Source organism: Tabrizicola sp. T74 (assembly GCF_057219935.1).
This window is the reverse complement of the sequence record NZ_JBXVVT010000006.1, coordinates 75,503-92,610: the sequence shown is the minus strand read 5'-3', so window position 1 is coordinate 92,610 and position 17,108 is coordinate 75,503. Positions and strand designations below refer to the sequence as shown.

Genomic DNA, 17,108 nt, shown 5'->3' with positions numbered 1-17,108 from the left:
CGGGCGGCAGGAACGACGATGCTGAAGGTGATCACCCAGTCCTGGCCGTTGCTGATGGGCGTCATGCTCTTGATGGTCGGCAACGGCATCCAGGGCACGCTTCTGGGCATCCGCGGCAATATCGAGGGCTTTTCGACCTACCAGCTGTCCTATGTGATGGCCGCCTATTTCCTGGGGTTCCTGTTCGGCTCCTGGGCGGCCCCCCGGATGATCCGGCGGGTGGGGCATATCCGGGTTTTTGCCGCGCTTGGCTCGCTTATCTCGGCGATCCTGGTGATCTACCCGGTCTACCCCGACTGGATCATCTGGACCCTTCTGCGCGTGCTGGCGGGGTTCTGCTTTTCCGGCATCTACATCACTGCCGAAAGCTGGATCAACAACACGGCCAGCAATGACACCCGTGGCCAGGCGCTGTCGGCCTACATGATCGTGCAGATGATCGGGATCATTGCCAGCCAGGTCCTGCTGAACCTGCCCGACCCCACCGGCTTTGCGCTGTTCATCCTGCCCTCGGTCCTCGTCTCGCTGGCCTTCATGCCGATCCTTCTGGCCCCCACCCCCGCGCCCGCCTTCGACAGTTCACGCCGGGTGTCCTTTGCCCGCCTGTTCCGCATCTCGCCCTTAGGCTGCGTCGGCATGCTGCTGACCGGGGGCGTCTTTTCCGCCATGTTCGGCATGGCCGCCGTCTGGGGCGCGCAAGAGGGGCTTACGGTCGGCCAGATCTCGGTCTTCGTCGGCGCGATGTATGTGGGGGGCCTTGTCCTGCAGTACCCTGTCGGCTGGGCCTCGGACCGGATGGACCGGCGCATGCTGATCATGGGCCTCTCTGCCGTCGCCGCCGTTGCCATGGCCGTCGCGGCCTTCCTGCCGCTGCCATTTTCTGCGCTAGTCGTGGTCGCCATGCTTTTGGGCGGGATCACCAACCCGGTCTATGCGCTCCTCATCGCCTACACCAACGACTTCCTGCCCCGGGAACAGATGGCCGGAGCCTCGGCTGGCCTCATCTTCCTGAACGGCTTCGGTGCGGTCTTCGGGCCAACCGCCACCGGCTGGATGATGGAACGCATCGGCCCCTCGGGCTTCTTCCTGTTCATCGGCGTCCTTTATGTGGCCCTTGTCGCCTACGCGATCTACCGCATGACCCGCCGCGCCGCCCCCGCCGTCACCGGCGCCTTCCGCACCGTCACCCCCGGCGCCTCGCCCCTGGCCGTCGAGGCGGTGCTGGACGAGGCCGCCAAGGACTGACGATCAGCGGTTGCGATATCGGCCATTCCCTGCAAGGCTTGACTGATGCAAGGGGGGCCCAATGTCCGATCCGATCGAACTTCTGGACTTCTGGCTGCATGAGGTCGGCCCGGAGGGCTGGTATGCCGGCGGGGAGGAGATCGACACCCTCTGCCGCGACCGGTTTCAGGATCTCTGGCAGGCCGCGCATGACGGGGGCCTTGAGCACTGGGTCGATGGCACCGTCGGCACGCTCGCCTACCTGATCCTGACAGACCAGATCCCGCGCAACATCCACCGCGGCACGGCGCTGGCCTTCGCCACCGACGCCCGCGCCCTGGCCGCGGCCCGCACGGCGGTCGAGTCCGGCTGGGACCAGAACGCCCCGGAACCTGAACGCCAGTTCTTCTACATGCCCTTCGAGCATTCCGAGGACCCCGATGACCAGGCCCTCGCCGTGAAGCTGCTGACCGAACGCCTGGCCTCGGACCCGGACATGGCGCTTCACGCCCGCGCGCATCAGCAGGTCATTGCCCGCTTCGGCCGCTTTCCCACCCGCAACGCTGCGCTGGGGCGGGTCAGCACGCCAGAGGAACAGGCCTACCTCGACCAGGGCGGCTATGCGGCCGTGGTGGAGAGGTTGAAAAGCCATGCGCCCGATGCATAGGGCCACGGCAACCCCAGTGTTGCTTGGGGTTTCCGGATAGTTTAATGGCAAACTACTTTTTCCAGGGAGGGAAGAATGGCTGCCCAAAGCTTCGACGTGATCGTGATCGGTGCCGGACCGGGGGGCTATGTCGCCGCCATCCGCGCCAGCCAGCTTGGCCTGAAGGTCGCCATCGTCGAACGTGAACACCTGGGCGGCATCTGCCTGAACTGGGGCTGCATCCCGACCAAGGCCATGCTGCGTTCGGCCGAAGTCTTCCACCTGATGCACCGCGCCAAGGAGTTTGGCCTGAAGGCCGACGGGATCGGCTATGACCTGCCCGCCGTCGTCGCCCGCAGCCGCGCGGTGGCCAAGCAGCTGTCGGGCGGCATCGGCCATCTGATGAAAAAGAACAAGGTCACCGTCTTCATGGGCGCGGCGACGCTGCCGAAGAAGGGGACCGTCAGCGTCAAGACCGACAAGGGCACCGAAGAGCTGACCGCGAAGTCGATCATCCTCGCCACCGGCGCGCGGGCGCGTGAGCTTCCGGGCCTGGAGGCCGACGGCGATCTCGTCTGGTCCTACAAGCATGCGCTTGTTGCCAGCCGGATGCCGAAGAAACTCCTCGTGATCGGCTCGGGCGCAATCGGCATCGAATTCGCCAGCTTCTTCAACACCCTGGGCGCGGACACCACGGTGGTTGAGGTGATGGACCGCATCCTGCCCGTCGAAGATGCGGAAATCTCCGCCTTCGCGAAAAAGGCTTTCATCAAGCAGGGGATGAAGATCCTGGAAAAGGCTGCGGTCAAGAAGCTGGACCGGAAGCCCGGCGTTGGCGTAACCGCCCATATCGAACAGGCGGGCCAAGTCACAACGCAGGACTTCGACACGGTGATCAGCGCCGTGGGGATCGTCGGCAATGTCGAAAACCTTGGCCTTGAAGCCCTGGGCGTGAAGATCGACCGCACCCATGTCGTGACCGACGAATTCTGCCGCACCGGGGTCGAAGGCCTTTACGCCATCGGCGACATCGCGGGCGCGCCCTGGCTCGCCCACAAGGCCAGCCACGAAGGCGTCATGGTGGCCGAACTGATCGCGGGCGGCCATCCGCATCCGATCAAGCCCAATTCCATCGCGGGCTGCACCTATTGCCACCCGCAGGTGGCCAGCGTCGGCCTCACCGAACAGAAGGCCAAGGACGCAGGCTACACGGTGAAGGTCGGTCGTTTCCCCTTCATCGGCAATGGCAAGGCCATTGCGCTTGGCGAACAGGAAGGCATGGTGAAAACCATTTTCGACGCCAAGACCGGCGAACTTCTGGGCGCCCACATGGTCGGCGCGGAAGTGACGGAACTGATCCAGGGCTATGTCGTCGGTCGCAGCCTGGAGACCACGGAAGAGGACCTGATGAACACAGTGTTCCCGCACCCGACGCTGTCCGAAATGATGCACGAGGCCGTGCTCGACGCCTACGGGCGGGCGCTTCACATCTGATGGCGTCCCTCAACCGGGTCGTCATGCAGAAGGAAAGCCGGGACTGGATCAACAGTCTCGGTCCGGAGACTCTGGACGCCCTGGAGCTGTCGGGGAAATGGGGCGAACGGTTTGCGTTCCGCAGCTACAAGGCGCTGAACCGCTGGAAGTTCGACCCCTGCAAGGGGCCGATGCTGGATGCGGGTGGCAAGGTTGTCCGATTTGACCTGATCATGGCGAACCAGGTGTGGGAACATCTCGACCGCCCCTATGCAGCGACGCGCAACATCTACCGGATGCTGCGATCCGGCGGCTGGTTCTGGGTCGCCGTCCCGTTCCTCGCGCCCTTCCACGGCGCGCCCGTGGACTGTTCCCGCTGGACCGCGCGCGGGCTGAAGAACCTGCTGATCGAGGCCGGGTTTCAGGCAGAGCGGGTCCAGTCCTATCAATGGGGCAACCGTCACGTCGCACAGCGCAACCTGGAGATCCCCTGGCCGCCCGCCCTGCGCGAGGACGATGACCTGACCAATGACCCCGACTGCCCGGTCGTCACCTGGGCAATGGCCCAGAAAGACTGATCCCGGCGCCTCCTCGTTCGCCTTCGGCTCCTCGTCGGTGACGACCTCCAGCGACGAGCGACGAAGTCGACGAGGAGCCGCCCGTCAGTACTCCGGTGACGTCCCGCAGTTGCCCAGCTGGTCCCCCAGCATCCGCGTCAGAAGCGCATCGCGCATCAGCCCCGCGTCCTGCAGGAACTGCGCCTGCACCCGGTAGGCCTCGGCCTCCAGCGCGGCGGGGCAGGGCGCCCGGGCATCCGCGCCCTCGGCGAATTGCGCGGCATGGACCAGCTCGTGCAACAGGAAGCTTTGCCCGTAGGCCGTGCGGAGGTCCAGGTCTGGGGCCAGCTCGATCTGGCCGGTCTCGGGGAAATAGGCCCCGGCTTGCGACCGCAGGCCTGGCTGGTTGTCCAGCGCCGCAAAGCCGATCTCGGGGCAGGGGACGGCCCGGTAGCGGGTCCCTTCGACCAGCGCCTGGTTCAACTGGGCCACCAGCGGACACAGGTCCGCCGCCCGGGCCTCGGGGACGAACGACAGCACAGCCAGAAGCAGCGTGGTGGCAAGGGCTTTCATGAAACCTATGCTGAAGCTTCATGAAGACTTTGCAAGACCGACATGAAGCTGTGCATTCACGATTTGTGACGCTCTCCAGGCCCTGCCGAATCGCAAAAGACCAGGGGTTAAGAAACCCCTAACGTCCGCGAACAACCCGTTGGAATCATTGGACGACCGGCCTTTGTCCACCGTGGACACGCCTCTGGCATCCCCTCGGCAATCGCGCTACCAAGGCCCCATGCGCCCGCTTCCCCCGATGTTCCTCGTCCTCCTCCTCTGGTGCGCCGGCCTTGGTGCGGCGGCCCAGTTCGGGAAGATTTCCATTCTCTACGACCCCCTCCGCGCCACCTACGGAGGCCACGGAGAGGTCGCCCTCGGCCTCGTCGTCTCGATCGTCGGCATGGTCGGCCTGATCTTCGGAACCTCCGCCGGGCTTCTGGTCGCCCGCATCGGCCCCCGCCGCGCCATCGTGGCGGCGCTGGCCGCCGGGGCCGCGATGTCTGCCCTCCAGTCCCTGATGCCCGCCTACCCCCTGATGCTGGCCTCTCGCATCATTGAGGGCGCGAGCCACCTTGCCATCGTCGTCGTCGGCCCCACGATGATCGCCGCCCTGGCCCCCGAACACCGGAGGCCGCTGGCCATGACCCTCTGGTCCTCGTTCTTCGGGGTGACCTACACGATCCTCGCCCTGATCGGACCCTACCTCATGCCGACCGGCCTCTTCCTCGGCCACGCCGCCTACATGGCCGCCCTCGCTGCAGTCCTCGCCCTCACCCTGCCGCCCGACCCGCGTGGGGTGGCTCTGCCGATGGGCAACCTCCTTTCCCAGCACGTCGCGATCTACGCCTCTCCCCGCCTCGCCGCCCCGGCGATGGGGTTCTGCTGCTATACCTTCCTCTATGTCGCGGTCCTGACCCTGCTGCCGCCGGAAACCCCCGAGACCCACCGCGCCCTCATCGCCGCCGGGATGCCCCTCGTCTCCATCGCCGTCTCGCTGACGCTGGGGGTCTGGCTTCTGGGCCGGATGTCCGCCGTCCGCCTGGTTCAGTCGGGCTATGCGGTCGCGATCCCCGGCTTTCTGCTGTTGTGGTTGTTCTGGGGGCAGGGGGCAGGCATGGTGGCGGGCGGGTTTCTTCTGTCAGCCGCGCTTGGCATCGTCCAGGGCGCCAGCTTTTCCGCGATTCCGGAACTGAACGCAGGCGCGGATGACCGTGCCCGCGCCGCCGGGGCGGTGGCCCAGCTGGGGAACCTGGGCACCACCACCGGCACGCCGGTTCTGGCCGCACTTCTGGCCAGTGCCGGACCGGCGGGACTTGCCGTCGCGGCCGTCTTGCTCTGCATCCTCGGAATTGTCCTCCACGCCCTGCAGAAGGCGCGGCGAGGGCATGGCTGATCAGTAGGCGACCACGGGGCAACCGGCTGCGGCCAGATCGCGCAGGCCGCCAAGGTTCACCACCGGACCATAGCCCAGCCGGCTCAGCGCATCCGCCGCCATCCCCGACCGCCCGCCCGATGCGCAGTAGACCGCCACCGGCAGGCCCTGTGGCAGGTCACAGCCTGGCTGGCGCGGATCGCATTTCACCGGCACCAGCGACAGCGGAATCAGTCTGGCCCCCTGCGCCACGCCCGAGGCCTTGGCCTCGGCCACCTCGCGCACATCGATCAGCAGCATCTTGCCCGCGGCGACCTGTTGCAGGACCTCGGCAGGGGAAGGGCGGGCGGCGGATTGGCCGGAGCGGAGAAAGGACAGCATGCGAACCTCAGGATCGTGTCGTTATCTATATAGCTTATAAGGTGAGAAAGTGAAGTCACTTTATCGAGGATAGCGATCGTTCATGATCCGTTCACTTTTTCCGGTTGGAGACTCAGCCAAACCGTCCTATGTCTTGCCCCTGCACCTTTGGGGTCGGCCATGGCGGAACAGAAGTTCATCGAAGTGCGCGGTGCGCGCGAGCATAACCTGAAGGGCGTGGACGTCGCGATCCCGCGCGACCAGCTGGTGGTGATCACCGGGCTGTCAGGGTCGGGCAAGTCGTCGCTCGCCTTTGACACGATCTATGCCGAAGGCCAGCGGCGGTATGTGGAGTCGCTGTCGGCCTATGCCCGGCAGTTCCTCGACATGATGGGCAAGCCGGATGTCGACCACATCTCGGGCCTGTCGCCCGCCATCAGCATCGAACAGAAGACCACCTCGAAGAACCCCCGTTCCACCGTCGGCACGGTGACCGAGATCTACGACTACCTCCGCCTGCTCTTCGCCCGCGTCGGCACGCCCTACAGCCCCGCGACCGGCCTGCCGATCACCGCGATGCAGGTGCAGGACATGGTCGACGCCGTGATGGCGATGGAGGAGGGGACGCGGGCCTATCTCCTCGCCCCGATCATCCGGGACCGGAAGGGCGAATATAAGAAGGAATTTCTTGAGCTTAGGAAGCAGGGCTTCCAACGCGTCAAGGTCAACGGGGCCTTCTTTGAGCTGGAGGAGCCGCCCACGCTCGACAAGAAGTTTCGCCACAACATCGACGTGGTGGTGGACCGGATCGTCGTGCGCGAAGGGATCGAGACGCGGCTTGCCGACAGCTTCCGCACCGCATTGAACCTCGCCGACGGGATCGCGGTCATCGAACTCGCCGACGTGAAGGAGGGCGAGGAGCCGACCCGCATCACCTATTCCGAGAAATTCGCCTGCCCGGTCTCGGGCTTCACCATCGCCGAGATCGAACCGCGCCTCTTTTCCTTCAACGCCCCGTTCGGCGCCTGCCCGGTCTGCGACGGGCTGGGGATGGAGTTGTTCTTCGACGAACGGCTGGTCGTCCCCGACCAGAACCTGACCCTCCTGCAAGGCGCCATCGCGCCCTGGGCCAAGTCGAAATCGCCCTACCTGACCCAGACGATGGAGGCGCTCTCCAAGCACTATGGCTTCAACCTGAAGGCCAAGTGGAAGGACCTGCCCGAGACCGTGAAGGAACTCTTCCTGCGTGGGTCCAAGGGCGAGGAGATCGAGTTCCGCTATGACGAGGGCGGGCGCGTCTATCAGGTCAAGCGGGTCTATGAGGGGATCATCCCCAACATGGAACGCCGCTATCGTGAGACCGACAGCGCCTGGAGCCGCGAGGAGATGGAGCGCTTTCAGTCGAACCGCGCCTGCGGGGCCTGTGGCGGCTATCGCCTGAAGCCCGAGGCTTTGGCGGTCAAGATCGCCGGGCTGCACATCGGCCAGGTGGTGCAGATGTCGATCACCGAGGCCTTCGCCTGGGTGGAAGGCGTGGCTGACACGCTGACCAAGCAGCAGAACGAGATCGCCCGCGCCATCCTGAAGGAAATCCGCGAACGCCTTGGATTCCTTGTGAATGTCGGGCTGAACTACCTGACGATGAGCCGCGCGGCGGGGACGCTTTCAGGCGGAGAATCGCAGCGGATTCGGTTGGCCTCGCAGATCGGGTCGGGCCTGACCGGGGTGCTTTACGTGCTGGATGAGCCGTCTATCGGCCTGCACCAGCGTGACAACGACCGCTTGCTCACGACGCTTAAGCGCCTGCGCGATACCGGGAACACGGTGCTGGTGGTGGAGCATGACGAAGACGCGATCCGCGAGGCGGATTATGTCTTCGATATGGGGCCAGGCGCGGGGGTGCATGGCGGAATGGTGGTGTCGCACGGCACGCCGGCCGAAGTGGCTGCGGACCCGGCGAGCCTGACGGGCCAATACCTGTCGGGCGCGCGGGAGATTTCGGTGCCGAAAACCCGCCGCAAGGGGAGTGGCAAGACACTGACGGTGGTGGGCGCGACGGGGAACAACCTCAAGAACGTCACGGCCGAGTTCCCGCTGGGCAAGTTTGTCTGCGTGACGGGCGTATCGGGCGGGGGCAAGTCCTCGCTGACCATCGAGACCCTGTTCAAGACCGCCGCGATGCGCCTGAACGGCGCGCATGAGACGCCCGCGCCTTGCGAAACGATCAAGGGGTTCGAACACCTCGACAAGGTGATCGACATCGACCAGCGGCCCATTGGGCGGACCCCGCGGTCAAACCCGGCGACCTACACCGGGGCCTTCACCCCGATCCGCGACTGGTTTGCCGGTCTGCCGGAATCGAAAGCACGCGGCTATGGGCCGGGGCGGTTCAGCTTCAACGTCAAGGGTGGCCGCTGTGAGGCCTGCCAGGGCGACGGCGTCCTCAAGATCGAGATGAACTTCCTGCCCGACGTCTACGTCACCTGCGAGACCTGCAAAGGCCACCGCTACAACCGTGAGACTCTGGAAATCAAGTTCAAGAACAAGAGCATTGCCGACGTTCTTGACATGACCTGCGAGGACGCCCGCGACTTCTTCCAGGCAGTTCCCGCGATCCGCGAGAAGATGGAGGCGCTGTGCGAGGTTGGCCTTGGCTACATAAAGGTCGGCCAGCAGGCGACGACGCTGTCGGGCGGCGAGGCGCAGCGGGTGAAGCTGTCCAAGGAACTCAGCCGCCGGGCGACAGGGCGGACGCTGTATATACTCGACGAACCGACCACGGGCCTCCACTTCGAGGACGTGAGGAAACTCCTGGAAGTGCTTCATTCCCTTGTGGAACAGGGGAATGCGGTCGTGGTGATCGAGCACAACCTGGACGTGGTGAAGACCGCTGATTGGGTCATCGACATCGGCCCGGAAGGCGGCGACGGCGGCGGCGAGATCGTCGCGACCGGCACGCCCGAGGACATCGTCAAGGTCGAGGCGAGTCACACGGGGCGCTACCTGAAGGACCTCCTGCGCCCACGCCGGGTAGCGGCGGAATAGGCTAGCGCAGGCCCCAGGTGCGGCTGTCGCGGATGACCTCGATCACCTGTGCGGTGGAGGTGTCGACCTTGTAGACCGCGCCATCCATCGCGTAGTAGCGCCAGGTTCCGTCGGTTCCTTCAAGGCCATAGCGCGTCGGGTTCATCAGCAGTGAACGCTCCTCGACCGGGAAGCGGTCTCCGATGGCGTAGGCCGGGGGGCGGACCTCGACCTTCAGCACCCGGCGTCCGGTCGGGTCGGGGGTCGCCCCTGCCTCAGCGCTTGCCCCGGGGCACATCGATTTGACAAGTGACGTGCAGCCGCCCGCCAGCGTGGGGACGGACAGGGCGGGCAGGATCGTCAGCGCAAGCAGGGTACGATGCATTTGGGGACTCGATACACGAACCCTTAGCAGCATAGCCCGGAAGAGCCGCGCGGCAAGGCATTTCCTGCCGCGCGGCAAGGGCTTAGTCCAGCGCCTTGAAGTTCAGGCTCGCGCCTTCCTTGATGCCGCTGAACCAACGTGCCGTGACCGTCTTCGTCTTGGTGTAGAAGCGGAAGGCATCCGGCCCGTACTGGTTCAGGTCGCCGAAGGCCGATTTCTTCCAGCCGCCAAAGCTGAAGTAGGACAGCGGCACCGGGATCGGGAAGTTGATCCCCACCATGCCGACGTTCACTCGGCTTGCGAAGTCGCGCGCGGTGTCGCCGTCGGCGGTGAAGATCGCGGTGCCGTTGCCGTATTCGTTGTCCATCACCAGCTTCAGCGCCTGCTCGTACGACCCGGTGCGGACGGTCGACAGGACCGGCCCGAAGATCTCCTGCTTGTAGATCTCCATCTCCGGGGTGACGTGGTCGAACAGCGACGGGCCGACGAAGAAGCCGTTCTCGTAGCCCTGCAGCTTGAAGCCGCGGCCGTCGACCACCAGCTTCGCGCCCTGTTCGACGCCCGAGTCGATCAGGCCCAGGATGCGGTCCTTCGATTGCTTGGTGATGACGGGGCCGAAATCGATATCGTTTCCAGCGGTATAGGGGCCGACCTTCAACTTCTCGATCCGCGGGACGAGGCGTTCGATTAGCGCATCCGCGGTCTTTTCACCGACAGGTACGGCCACGGAAATCGCCATGCAGCGTTCGCCCGCTGCGCCGTAGCCCGCGCCCACCAGCGCGTCGGCGGCCTTGTCGAGGTCGGCGTCCGGCATGATGATCATGTGGTTCTTGGCGCCACCGAAGCACTGCGCGCGCTTCCCGTTCGCGGCGGCGCGGCCATAGATGTACTGCGCGATCGGGGTGGAACCCACGAAGCCCACCCCCTGGATCACCGGATGGTCGAGGATCCCGTCAACCACCGTCTTGTCGCCGTTCACCACCTGCAGCACGCCATCCGGCAGGCCGGCCTGTTGCAGGAGCTCCGCGAGGAAGAGCGAGGTCGAAGGCACCCGTTCCGACGGCTTCAGGATCATTGCATTGCCCGACGACAGCGCCGGGCCAATCTTCCATAGCGGGATCATCGCCGGGAAGTTGAACGGCGTGATTCCGGCAACGACGCCAAGGGGTTGGCGCATAGCGTAAAGGTCGATGCCGGGGCCGGCCGAGTCCATCGCCTCGCCCTTCAGCATCGCGGGCGCGCCCATGCAGACCTCGATCACCTCAAGCCCGCGCTGCACGTCGCCCTTGGCGTCGGGGATCGTCTTGCCATGCTCGCGGCTGACCATCTCGGCCAGCTTGTCCATGTTCTGGTTGATGAGCGCACCGAAGGCCATCATCACGCGTGCCCGGCGCTGCGGGTTGGTCGCGGCCCAGCCGACCTGGGCCTTGGCGGCCTCCTGGATCGCGTGGTCGAGCTCGCCCGGGGTGGCCAGCGCGACTCGCGCCTGCACTTCGCCGGTGGCGGGGTTCATGACATCGGCGAAACGGCCCGAAGTGCCTGCAACGCGCTTGCCGTTGATCCAGTGTCCGATCTCTTGCATGGAATCCTCCCTTGGGTTGGCACCCCTTTTACTCTTGCACAAACGCCAGACAAAGCGGCAATGTGCCAAAAGGGTTTTGCAGGAATGCAAAGTAAGGTGGGCGCGTCGCCCACCCTACGAGGGGTTCGGATGGACTGGGACGACCTGCGCGTGTTCCTTGCCGTGGCGCGAACCGAAAGCCTGTCGGCAGCGGGGAAGCGGCTGAAGATCGACCCGGCCACTGTGGGCCGCCGCATCGCCCGACTGGAAGAGGCGACGAAGGCGCGGCTTTTCACCAAGTCGCCACAAGGCTATGCCCTGACCGAGGAAGGTGCGCGCCTCATCCCGCATGCCGAACAGGCCGAACGCGCGGCGCTGGGGGCCGAGGAGAGCCTCTCTGGCCCCGGCGGCCTCACGGGTCTCATCCGCCTTGGCGCGCCCGATGGCTGTGCGAACTACCTGCTGCCTCAGGTCCTGGCACGCATTTGCGACGCGAACCCGGGGCTCGAGGTGCAGATCGTCGCTCTTCCCCGCGTCTTCAACCTGTCGAAGCGCGAGGCCGACATGGCCATTGCCGTCAGCCGACCGGAAGCGGGCAGGTTGACCGTCCAGAAGCTGACGGATTACCGCCTGCACCTCGCGGCCAGCCGCGACTACCTGGCCAAAGCCCCGCCGATCCGCGCGCCGCAGGACCTGCAGGCGCATCGCATCGTCGGCTACATCCCGGACATGATCTTCGACAAGGAACTCGACTACCTGGCCGAGATCGGGATCGGCCCGGCGACGCTGACTTCGAACTCGGTCTCGGTGCAGCTGAACTGGCTGCGCAGCGGGGCAGGGGTCGGCGTTGTCCATGACTTCGCCCTTCCCGCCGCGCCCAACCTGACCCGCATCCTGACCGAGCGGGTCTCTCTCACCCGCGCCTTCTGGCTGATCCGCCACGAAAGCGACGCCCGGCTTGACCGGCTGAACCGGTTCGCTGACCAGTTGACCCGCGAGGCGCGAACCGAGATGGCGCGCCTCGACGCAATGGTCGAATCGCGCGCTTGACAGAATCTTGTGTCAGGCCGACCCTTTAGCTCCGGTCAGAGGAGGGGCCGTCCCATGCTCGTACAGCAAATCCTCACATCCAAGGGCGATCTCGGCGTCATCACGGTGGAACCTGGCACAACGGTGCAAGAGGTAGCCGGAATACTTTCGGCGAAACGGATCGGGGCGGTGATCGTCTCGGCGGACGGCAAGACGGCGAAGGGCATTGTCTCGGAACGCGACATCGTGCGCGAGCTGGGCAAGCGCGGTGCCGCCTGTCTGAAGGAGCCGGTCGAAAGTCTGATGACCGCGAAGATCGTCCATTGCACCCGTACCGAAGGGACAGATGCGGTCCTCGGTCGGATGACCGACGGCCGTTTCCGCCACATGCCGGTGATTGAAGAGGGCCAGATGGTCGGCCTGATTTCCATTGGTGACGTGGTCAAGGCCCGGCTCATGGAGCTGGCGGCGGAAAAGGACGCGCTGGAAGGCATGATCAAGGGCTTCTGAGGCGCGGAATTCCGCTTGCACCCGCGCGCGCAATATCGTTGCGTGCGCCTGTCACGCGACCGTGGGGAGGGGCCATGCGCATCGGGCTTTATCCGGGGACCTTCGATCCCATCACCTTGGGCCATACCGACATCATCCAGCGCGCGATGGCCCTGGTCGACAGGCTGGTCATCGGAGTGGCGATCAACCGCGACAAGGGGCCCCTGTTCAGCCTGGAAGAGCGCGTGGCGATGGTCGAGGCGGAATGCGCGGCGATCCAGGCCCGGACGGGCGGCGAGATTGTCGTCCACCCGTTCGAGAACCTGCTGATCGACTGTGCCCGCGACGTGGGCGCGGGAATCATCGTGCGCGGGCTGCGGGCGGTGGCGGATTTCGAATATGAATTCCAGATGGTCGGCATGAACCGGGCGCTGGATGCATCCATCGAGACGGTGTTCATGATGGCCGATGCGCGGCGGCAGGCCATTGCGTCGAAGCTCGTGAAGGAAATCGCGCGGCTTGGGGGCGATGTGTCCAAGTTCGTCACCCCGCCGGTGGTCGAGGCGCTGGCGGCCAAGTTCCGCTAGACATGCAAAAGGGGCCCGTGGGCCCCTTGTCCGTCGTGTGCCGTGGCGTGTCGCCAGTTCAGGCGGCCTTGCCGTAGACGGCTTCGCGCGCGATCCGATCAGCGTCGCCCGGAAGGATCCCAAGGTCCAGCGCGATGTCCGCGGGCAGGTTCGCGATTTCGTCGCGGGTCTGGCGATACAGCGCATAGTTGGCGGCGGCGGTTTTCAGCATTTCGTACACAGAGATCATCATCATCGTCCTTCTACATCCGCGAGGGTCTGCTCTTCCGTCTCGCTTGACCGGAAGATAGGCATCCTGTTAGCGCCAACAACGCCCAATGCTGCGGTGCGGCTATGCGCCTATCGCATAGCTTCGGGCATGAAAGAAGGCGCCGAATGGCGCCCTTTTGTGTTTAATTTGAAGGGTTTTCAGATCAGCTTGCCCATCGCCACGGCCGTATCAGCCATGCGGTTCGAGAAGCCCCATTCGTTGTCATACCACGACAGGATCGACACGAAGGTCCCGTCCATCACCTTGGTCTGGTCCATGTGGAACACGCTGGAATGCGGGTCGTGGTTGAAGTCGCTGCTCACCAGCTTTTCGAAGGTATAGCCGAGTATGCCCTTCAGCGGGCCATCGGCTGCGGCCTTGATCGCTGCGTTGATCTCTTCGACCGTGGTCGCGCGCTTGGCGATGAACTTCAGGTCCACAACGGACACGTTCGGCGTCGGCACGCGCATCGCGAACCCGTCCAGCTTGCCCTTCAACTCTGGCAGCACCAAACCCACGGCCTTGGCAGCACCGGTCGAGGTCGGGATCATCGACAGGGCAGCAGCCCGGGCGCGGTAGAGGTCCTTGTGCATCGTGTCCAGCGTCGGCTGGTCGCCGGTGTAGCTGTGGATCGTGGTCATCATGCCCTTTTCGATCCCGATGGCGTTGTTCAGCACATAGGCCACGGGCGAGAGGCAGTTGGTGGTGCAGGACGCGTTCGAGACGACGATGTCATCCTTGGTCAGCGTGTTGTGGTTCACGCCGTAGACGATGGTCTTGTCCGCGCCGTCGCCGGGTGCCGAGATCAACACGCGCTTCGACCCGTTCTCCAGATGCGGCAGGCACTTTTCCTTGGACGTGAAGATGCCGGTGCATTCCAGCACGATGTCGACGTCGCCCCAGGGCAGGTCGGCGGGGTTCTTCAGCGGCGTCACGCGGATCGGGCCGCGACCGACGTCGATGGTGTCGGGGCCGGTGGTCACGGTGACCGGGAACTTCCCGTGCACCGAATCATAGCGCAAGAGGTGGGCATTGGTCTCGACCGGGCCGAGGTCGTTGATCGCGACCACCTCGATGTCCTTGCGGCCGGATTCGATGATGGCGCGCAAGACGTTGCGCCCGATGCGTCCGAACCCGTTGATGCCAACCTTCACGGCCATGACTGTTCCTCCGAAGCTTGGGCCAAGAAACTGCCCCATTTCCCGATAGCGCTAACAAAGCCATATCGGCGGGAATTGCAACCGCAGTTTGACGGTGTCAGTTCCAGAAATCCACCCATTCCACCAGGTCGAGGAATTTCCGCGCCAGAAACAACAGCGCCGCGCCATCGTTCAAGGTGAAGTCGGCGATGATCCCGGCAACGATGACGAGACCAAGCCAAAGCGCGATCGTGTTGGTCAAGACGGCCCCCCGGGGCCAGCCGCCCCGTTACTGCGCGAGCCGCCCCATGACGCCGGCCACATCGGCCATCCGGCAGGAGAAGCCCCATTCGTTGTCATACCACGCCAGCACGCGGACGGAACGCCCGGCGACCTTGGTCTGGTCCGGCGCAAAGATAGAGGACTGTGGCGTGTGGTTGAAGTCGATTGATACCTTGGGTTCGGGGTCATAGGCCATTACCATCCCCATGTAGCCTGCGCAGGCTTCCCTGACGATTTCGTTAACCTCGGCCACCGTCACCGATTTCTGGGCGATGAAGGTCAGGTCCACCGCGCTGACGTTTGGGGTCGGGACCCGGATCGCCGATCCTTCCAGCTTGCCCGCCAGTTCCGGCAGCACCTCGCCGATGGCCTTGCCCGCCCCGGTCGAGGTCGGGATCATCGCCATGGCGGCAGAACGCGCGCGGTACAGGTCCTTGTGCCGCCGGTCCAGCGTCGGCTGGTCACCGGTGTAGCTGTGGATCGTGGTCATGATCCCCGATTCAATCCCGATCGCCTCGTTCAGCACCTTCACCAAGGGGGCAAGGCAGTTCGTCGTGCAGGAGGCGTTCGAGACGACGAGGTGTTCGGGAAGCAGGCTGCGGTGGTTCACGCCATAGACCACCGTCAGGTCCGCCCGCTTGGCCGGGGCCGAGACCAGAACCCGCTTCGCGCCCCGTCCCAGGTGCACTGCAGCCTTGTCGCGGTCGTTGAACTTGCCGGTGCATTCCAGCACCACGTCGACGCCCTGCCAGTCCAGCTCCTCGGGGTTGTAGGTCGACATCATCCGGATCGGCCCCCTCCCGAGGTCCAGCCCGTCCTCCGTCACCTTCACCACGCCGGGAAAGCGGCCATGCACGCTGTCATACCGTAACAGATGCGCATTCGTCTCCACCGGACCCGTGGCATTGATCGCCACCACCTGCACGTCATTGCGGTTCGATTCCGCGATATGCGCCAGCGTGCAGCGCCCGATGCGGCCAAAGCCGTTGATGCCGACAGTCACGGTCATGAAGGGGGTCTCCTGTGGATGCGTGCGGAAGGCTTAGCCGGTCCGCGAAAGCATGCAAGGTAGAAAACGACGCGTTTTCAGCATGTTAGCGCAATCTTCCGCTGTTTGCGCTAACCCTTGGCACGGCTTTGCCGAATCCCGCGTTTCCCGCTACATCCAAGGTTGCAGACGCAAGGGACCAGGCGCATGAGCGGATTACTCGCACTTCTCGACGACGTGGCGGCCATCGCCAAAGTGGCGGCTTCCTCCGTCGACGACATCGCGGCCGCCGCCGCCAAGGCCGGGACCAAGGCCGCGGGGGTGGTGATCGACGACGCAGCGGTCACGCCGAAATACGTCCACGGCTTTTCCGCCGACCGCGAGCTGCCGATCATCTGGCGCATCGCGCTGGGGTCGCTGAAGAACAAGCTGATCGTCCTCCTCCCGGGCCTTCTCGCGCTGGACCATTTCGCCCCCTGGGTCATCACGCCGCTTCTTATGCTCGGCGGGGCCTATCTCTGCTTCGAGGGGGCCGAGAAACTGGTCCACGCCTTTGCCCCGCACGCCGACCATGAGATCGAGGAAGATTTCGACACCAAGGACCCCGCGCATCTGGAAGAGGAAAAGGTCGCCGGTGCGATCAAGACCGACTTCATCCTGTCGGCCGAGATCATGACCATCGCGCTGGCCACGATCGAAAGCCCCAGCTTCTGGATGCAGGCGATCACTCTTGCAGTCGTCGGCACCCTGATCACCGTCGCGGTCTACGGCGCGGTGGCGCTGATCGTGAAGATGGATGACGTGGGCCTGCACATGGCGGCCACGGGACGCACCAGCGGGGGCAGGGCGCTTGGCCGGGGACTGGTCCTGGCCATGCCGAAGCTGATGGCCTTCCTGTCGACCGTGGGGACAGCGGCGATGCTGTGGGTCGGCGGGAACATCGTGATCCATGGGCTGGAGGTCACGCATCTTTGGGAATGGCCCTACCAGACGATCCACCACATTGCGGAAGCTGTGGCCCATGCCGCCCCCGTCGCGCAGGGCTTTGTCGAATGGCTGGTCACCGCTGCGCTGGATGGCGTCTTCGGGCTGATCCTGGGCGTGATCCTGATCCCCGTCGCCACCCGGGTCATCGGACCGCTGTGGGGGGCGGTCACGGGCAGGAAGGCCGCAGCGCATTAGGCGCT

General features: G+C 64.9%; 18 protein-coding genes. 10 read left to right on the top strand and 8 right to left on the bottom strand.

Features of this window, described 5'->3' with window-relative positions:
- Positions 1-18: 18 nt before the first annotated feature.
- From AC2EAL_RS17615 to AC2EAL_RS17600, 4 genes are all read left to right on the top strand, one after another.
- Positions 19-1,245, top strand: coding sequence for an MFS transporter (locus AC2EAL_RS17615; RefSeq protein ID WP_484725540.1), 1,227 nt, complete (start codon positions 19-21; stop codon positions 1,243-1,245).
- Positions 1,246-1,306: 61 nt separating this feature from the next.
- Positions 1,307-1,891, top strand: coding sequence for a DUF924 family protein (locus AC2EAL_RS17610; protein ID WP_484725539.1), 585 nt, complete (start codon positions 1,307-1,309; stop codon positions 1,889-1,891).
- Between the two features lie 75 nt (positions 1,892-1,966).
- Positions 1,967-3,364 (top strand): dihydrolipoyl dehydrogenase, encoded by a 1,398-nt coding sequence (lpdA, locus tag AC2EAL_RS17605; RefSeq protein WP_484725538.1) that lies wholly within the window; start codon positions 1,967-1,969, stop codon positions 3,362-3,364.
- Positions 3,364-3,921, top strand: a complete 558-nt coding sequence (locus AC2EAL_RS17600; RefSeq protein WP_484725537.1) for a class I SAM-dependent methyltransferase — start codon at positions 3,364-3,366, stop codon at positions 3,919-3,921. The genes lpdA and AC2EAL_RS17600 overlap by 1 nt, the downstream gene beginning before the upstream one ends.
- A gap of 84 nt (positions 3,922-4,005) precedes the next feature.
- Here AC2EAL_RS17600 and AC2EAL_RS17595 read toward each other — a convergent pair whose 3' ends face one another.
- A complete protein-coding gene (locus tag AC2EAL_RS17595; RefSeq protein WP_484725536.1) occupies positions 4,006-4,473 on the bottom strand; it encodes a DUF6647 family protein in 468 nt (155 codons plus the stop codon).
- A gap of 220 nt (positions 4,474-4,693) precedes the next feature.
- Between AC2EAL_RS17595 and AC2EAL_RS17590 the strand changes: the two genes are divergently transcribed.
- Positions 4,694-5,848, top strand: coding sequence for an MFS transporter (locus AC2EAL_RS17590; protein WP_484725535.1), 1,155 nt, complete (start codon positions 4,694-4,696; stop codon positions 5,846-5,848).
- Here the strand turns inward: AC2EAL_RS17590 and AC2EAL_RS17585 are convergent, their stop codons facing one another.
- The gene (locus tag AC2EAL_RS17585; protein WP_484725534.1) at positions 5,849-6,208 is read right to left on the bottom strand and encodes a rhodanese-like domain-containing protein; all 360 of its coding nucleotides are present in this window, start codon (positions 6,206-6,208) and stop codon (positions 5,849-5,851) included.
- A 159-nt stretch (positions 6,209-6,367) separates the two neighbouring features.
- Between AC2EAL_RS17585 and uvrA the strand changes: the two genes are divergently transcribed.
- Positions 6,368-9,232: an excinuclease ABC subunit UvrA gene (gene uvrA / locus AC2EAL_RS17580; RefSeq protein WP_484725533.1), complete on the top strand. Its 2,865-nt coding sequence runs from the start codon at positions 6,368-6,370 to the stop codon at positions 9,230-9,232.
- 1 nt (position 9,233) lies between these two features.
- Here the strand turns inward: uvrA and AC2EAL_RS17575 are convergent, their stop codons facing one another.
- On the bottom strand, positions 9,234-9,596 hold the full coding sequence (locus AC2EAL_RS17575) for a hypothetical protein (protein WP_484725532.1): 363 nt from the start codon (positions 9,594-9,596) through the stop codon (positions 9,234-9,236).
- 82 nt (positions 9,597-9,678) lie between these two features.
- On the bottom strand, positions 9,679-11,178 hold the full coding sequence (locus AC2EAL_RS17570) for a CoA-acylating methylmalonate-semialdehyde dehydrogenase (protein ID WP_484725531.1): 1,500 nt from the start codon (positions 11,176-11,178) through the stop codon (positions 9,679-9,681).
- Between the two features lie 129 nt (positions 11,179-11,307).
- On the opposite strand from AC2EAL_RS17570, the gene AC2EAL_RS17565 reads away from it, so the two are divergent.
- The 3 genes from AC2EAL_RS17565 to coaD all read left to right on the top strand — a co-directional run bounded on the left by AC2EAL_RS17565 (position 11,308) and on the right by coaD (position 13,262).
- Positions 11,308-12,207, top strand: coding sequence for a LysR family transcriptional regulator (locus AC2EAL_RS17565; RefSeq protein ID WP_484725530.1), 900 nt, complete (start codon positions 11,308-11,310; stop codon positions 12,205-12,207).
- A 54-nt stretch (positions 12,208-12,261) separates the two neighbouring features.
- On the top strand, positions 12,262-12,696 hold the full coding sequence (locus tag AC2EAL_RS17560; protein ID WP_484725529.1) for a CBS domain-containing protein: 435 nt from the start codon (positions 12,262-12,264) through the stop codon (positions 12,694-12,696).
- A 74-nt stretch (positions 12,697-12,770) separates the two neighbouring features.
- Positions 12,771-13,262 carry a pantetheine-phosphate adenylyltransferase gene (gene coaD, locus AC2EAL_RS17555; RefSeq protein ID WP_484725528.1) on the top strand — a complete coding sequence of 164 codons (492 nt, stop codon included), beginning with the start codon at positions 12,771-12,773 and terminating at the stop codon, positions 13,260-13,262.
- A 58-nt stretch (positions 13,263-13,320) separates the two neighbouring features.
- Here the strand turns inward: coaD and AC2EAL_RS17550 are convergent, their stop codons facing one another.
- The 4 genes from AC2EAL_RS17550 to gap (AC2EAL_RS17535) form a co-directional block, all read right to left on the bottom strand.
- Positions 13,321-13,491, bottom strand: a complete 171-nt coding sequence (locus tag AC2EAL_RS17550) for a DUF1127 domain-containing protein (RefSeq protein WP_484725527.1) — start codon at positions 13,489-13,491, stop codon at positions 13,321-13,323.
- Positions 13,492-13,670: 179 nt separating this feature from the next.
- Positions 13,671-14,672 (bottom strand): type I glyceraldehyde-3-phosphate dehydrogenase, encoded by a 1,002-nt coding sequence (gene gap / locus AC2EAL_RS17545; protein ID WP_484725526.1) that lies wholly within the window; start codon positions 14,670-14,672, stop codon positions 13,671-13,673.
- Between the two features lie 97 nt (positions 14,673-14,769).
- Positions 14,770-14,913 carry a hypothetical protein gene (locus AC2EAL_RS17540; protein ID WP_484725525.1) on the bottom strand — a complete coding sequence of 48 codons (144 nt, stop codon included), beginning with the start codon at positions 14,911-14,913 and terminating at the stop codon, positions 14,770-14,772.
- A 27-nt stretch (positions 14,914-14,940) separates the two neighbouring features.
- Complete coding sequence (gene gap, locus AC2EAL_RS17535; protein WP_484725524.1) at positions 14,941-15,942, bottom strand: type I glyceraldehyde-3-phosphate dehydrogenase; 1,002 nt, start codon at positions 15,940-15,942, stop codon at positions 14,941-14,943.
- A 186-nt stretch (positions 15,943-16,128) separates the two neighbouring features.
- On the opposite strand from gap (AC2EAL_RS17535), the gene AC2EAL_RS17530 reads away from it, so the two are divergent.
- Positions 16,129-17,103 carry a DUF808 domain-containing protein gene (locus tag AC2EAL_RS17530; RefSeq protein WP_484725523.1) on the top strand — a complete coding sequence of 325 codons (975 nt, stop codon included), beginning with the start codon at positions 16,129-16,131 and terminating at the stop codon, positions 17,101-17,103.
- Positions 17,104-17,108 lie beyond the last annotated feature (5 nt).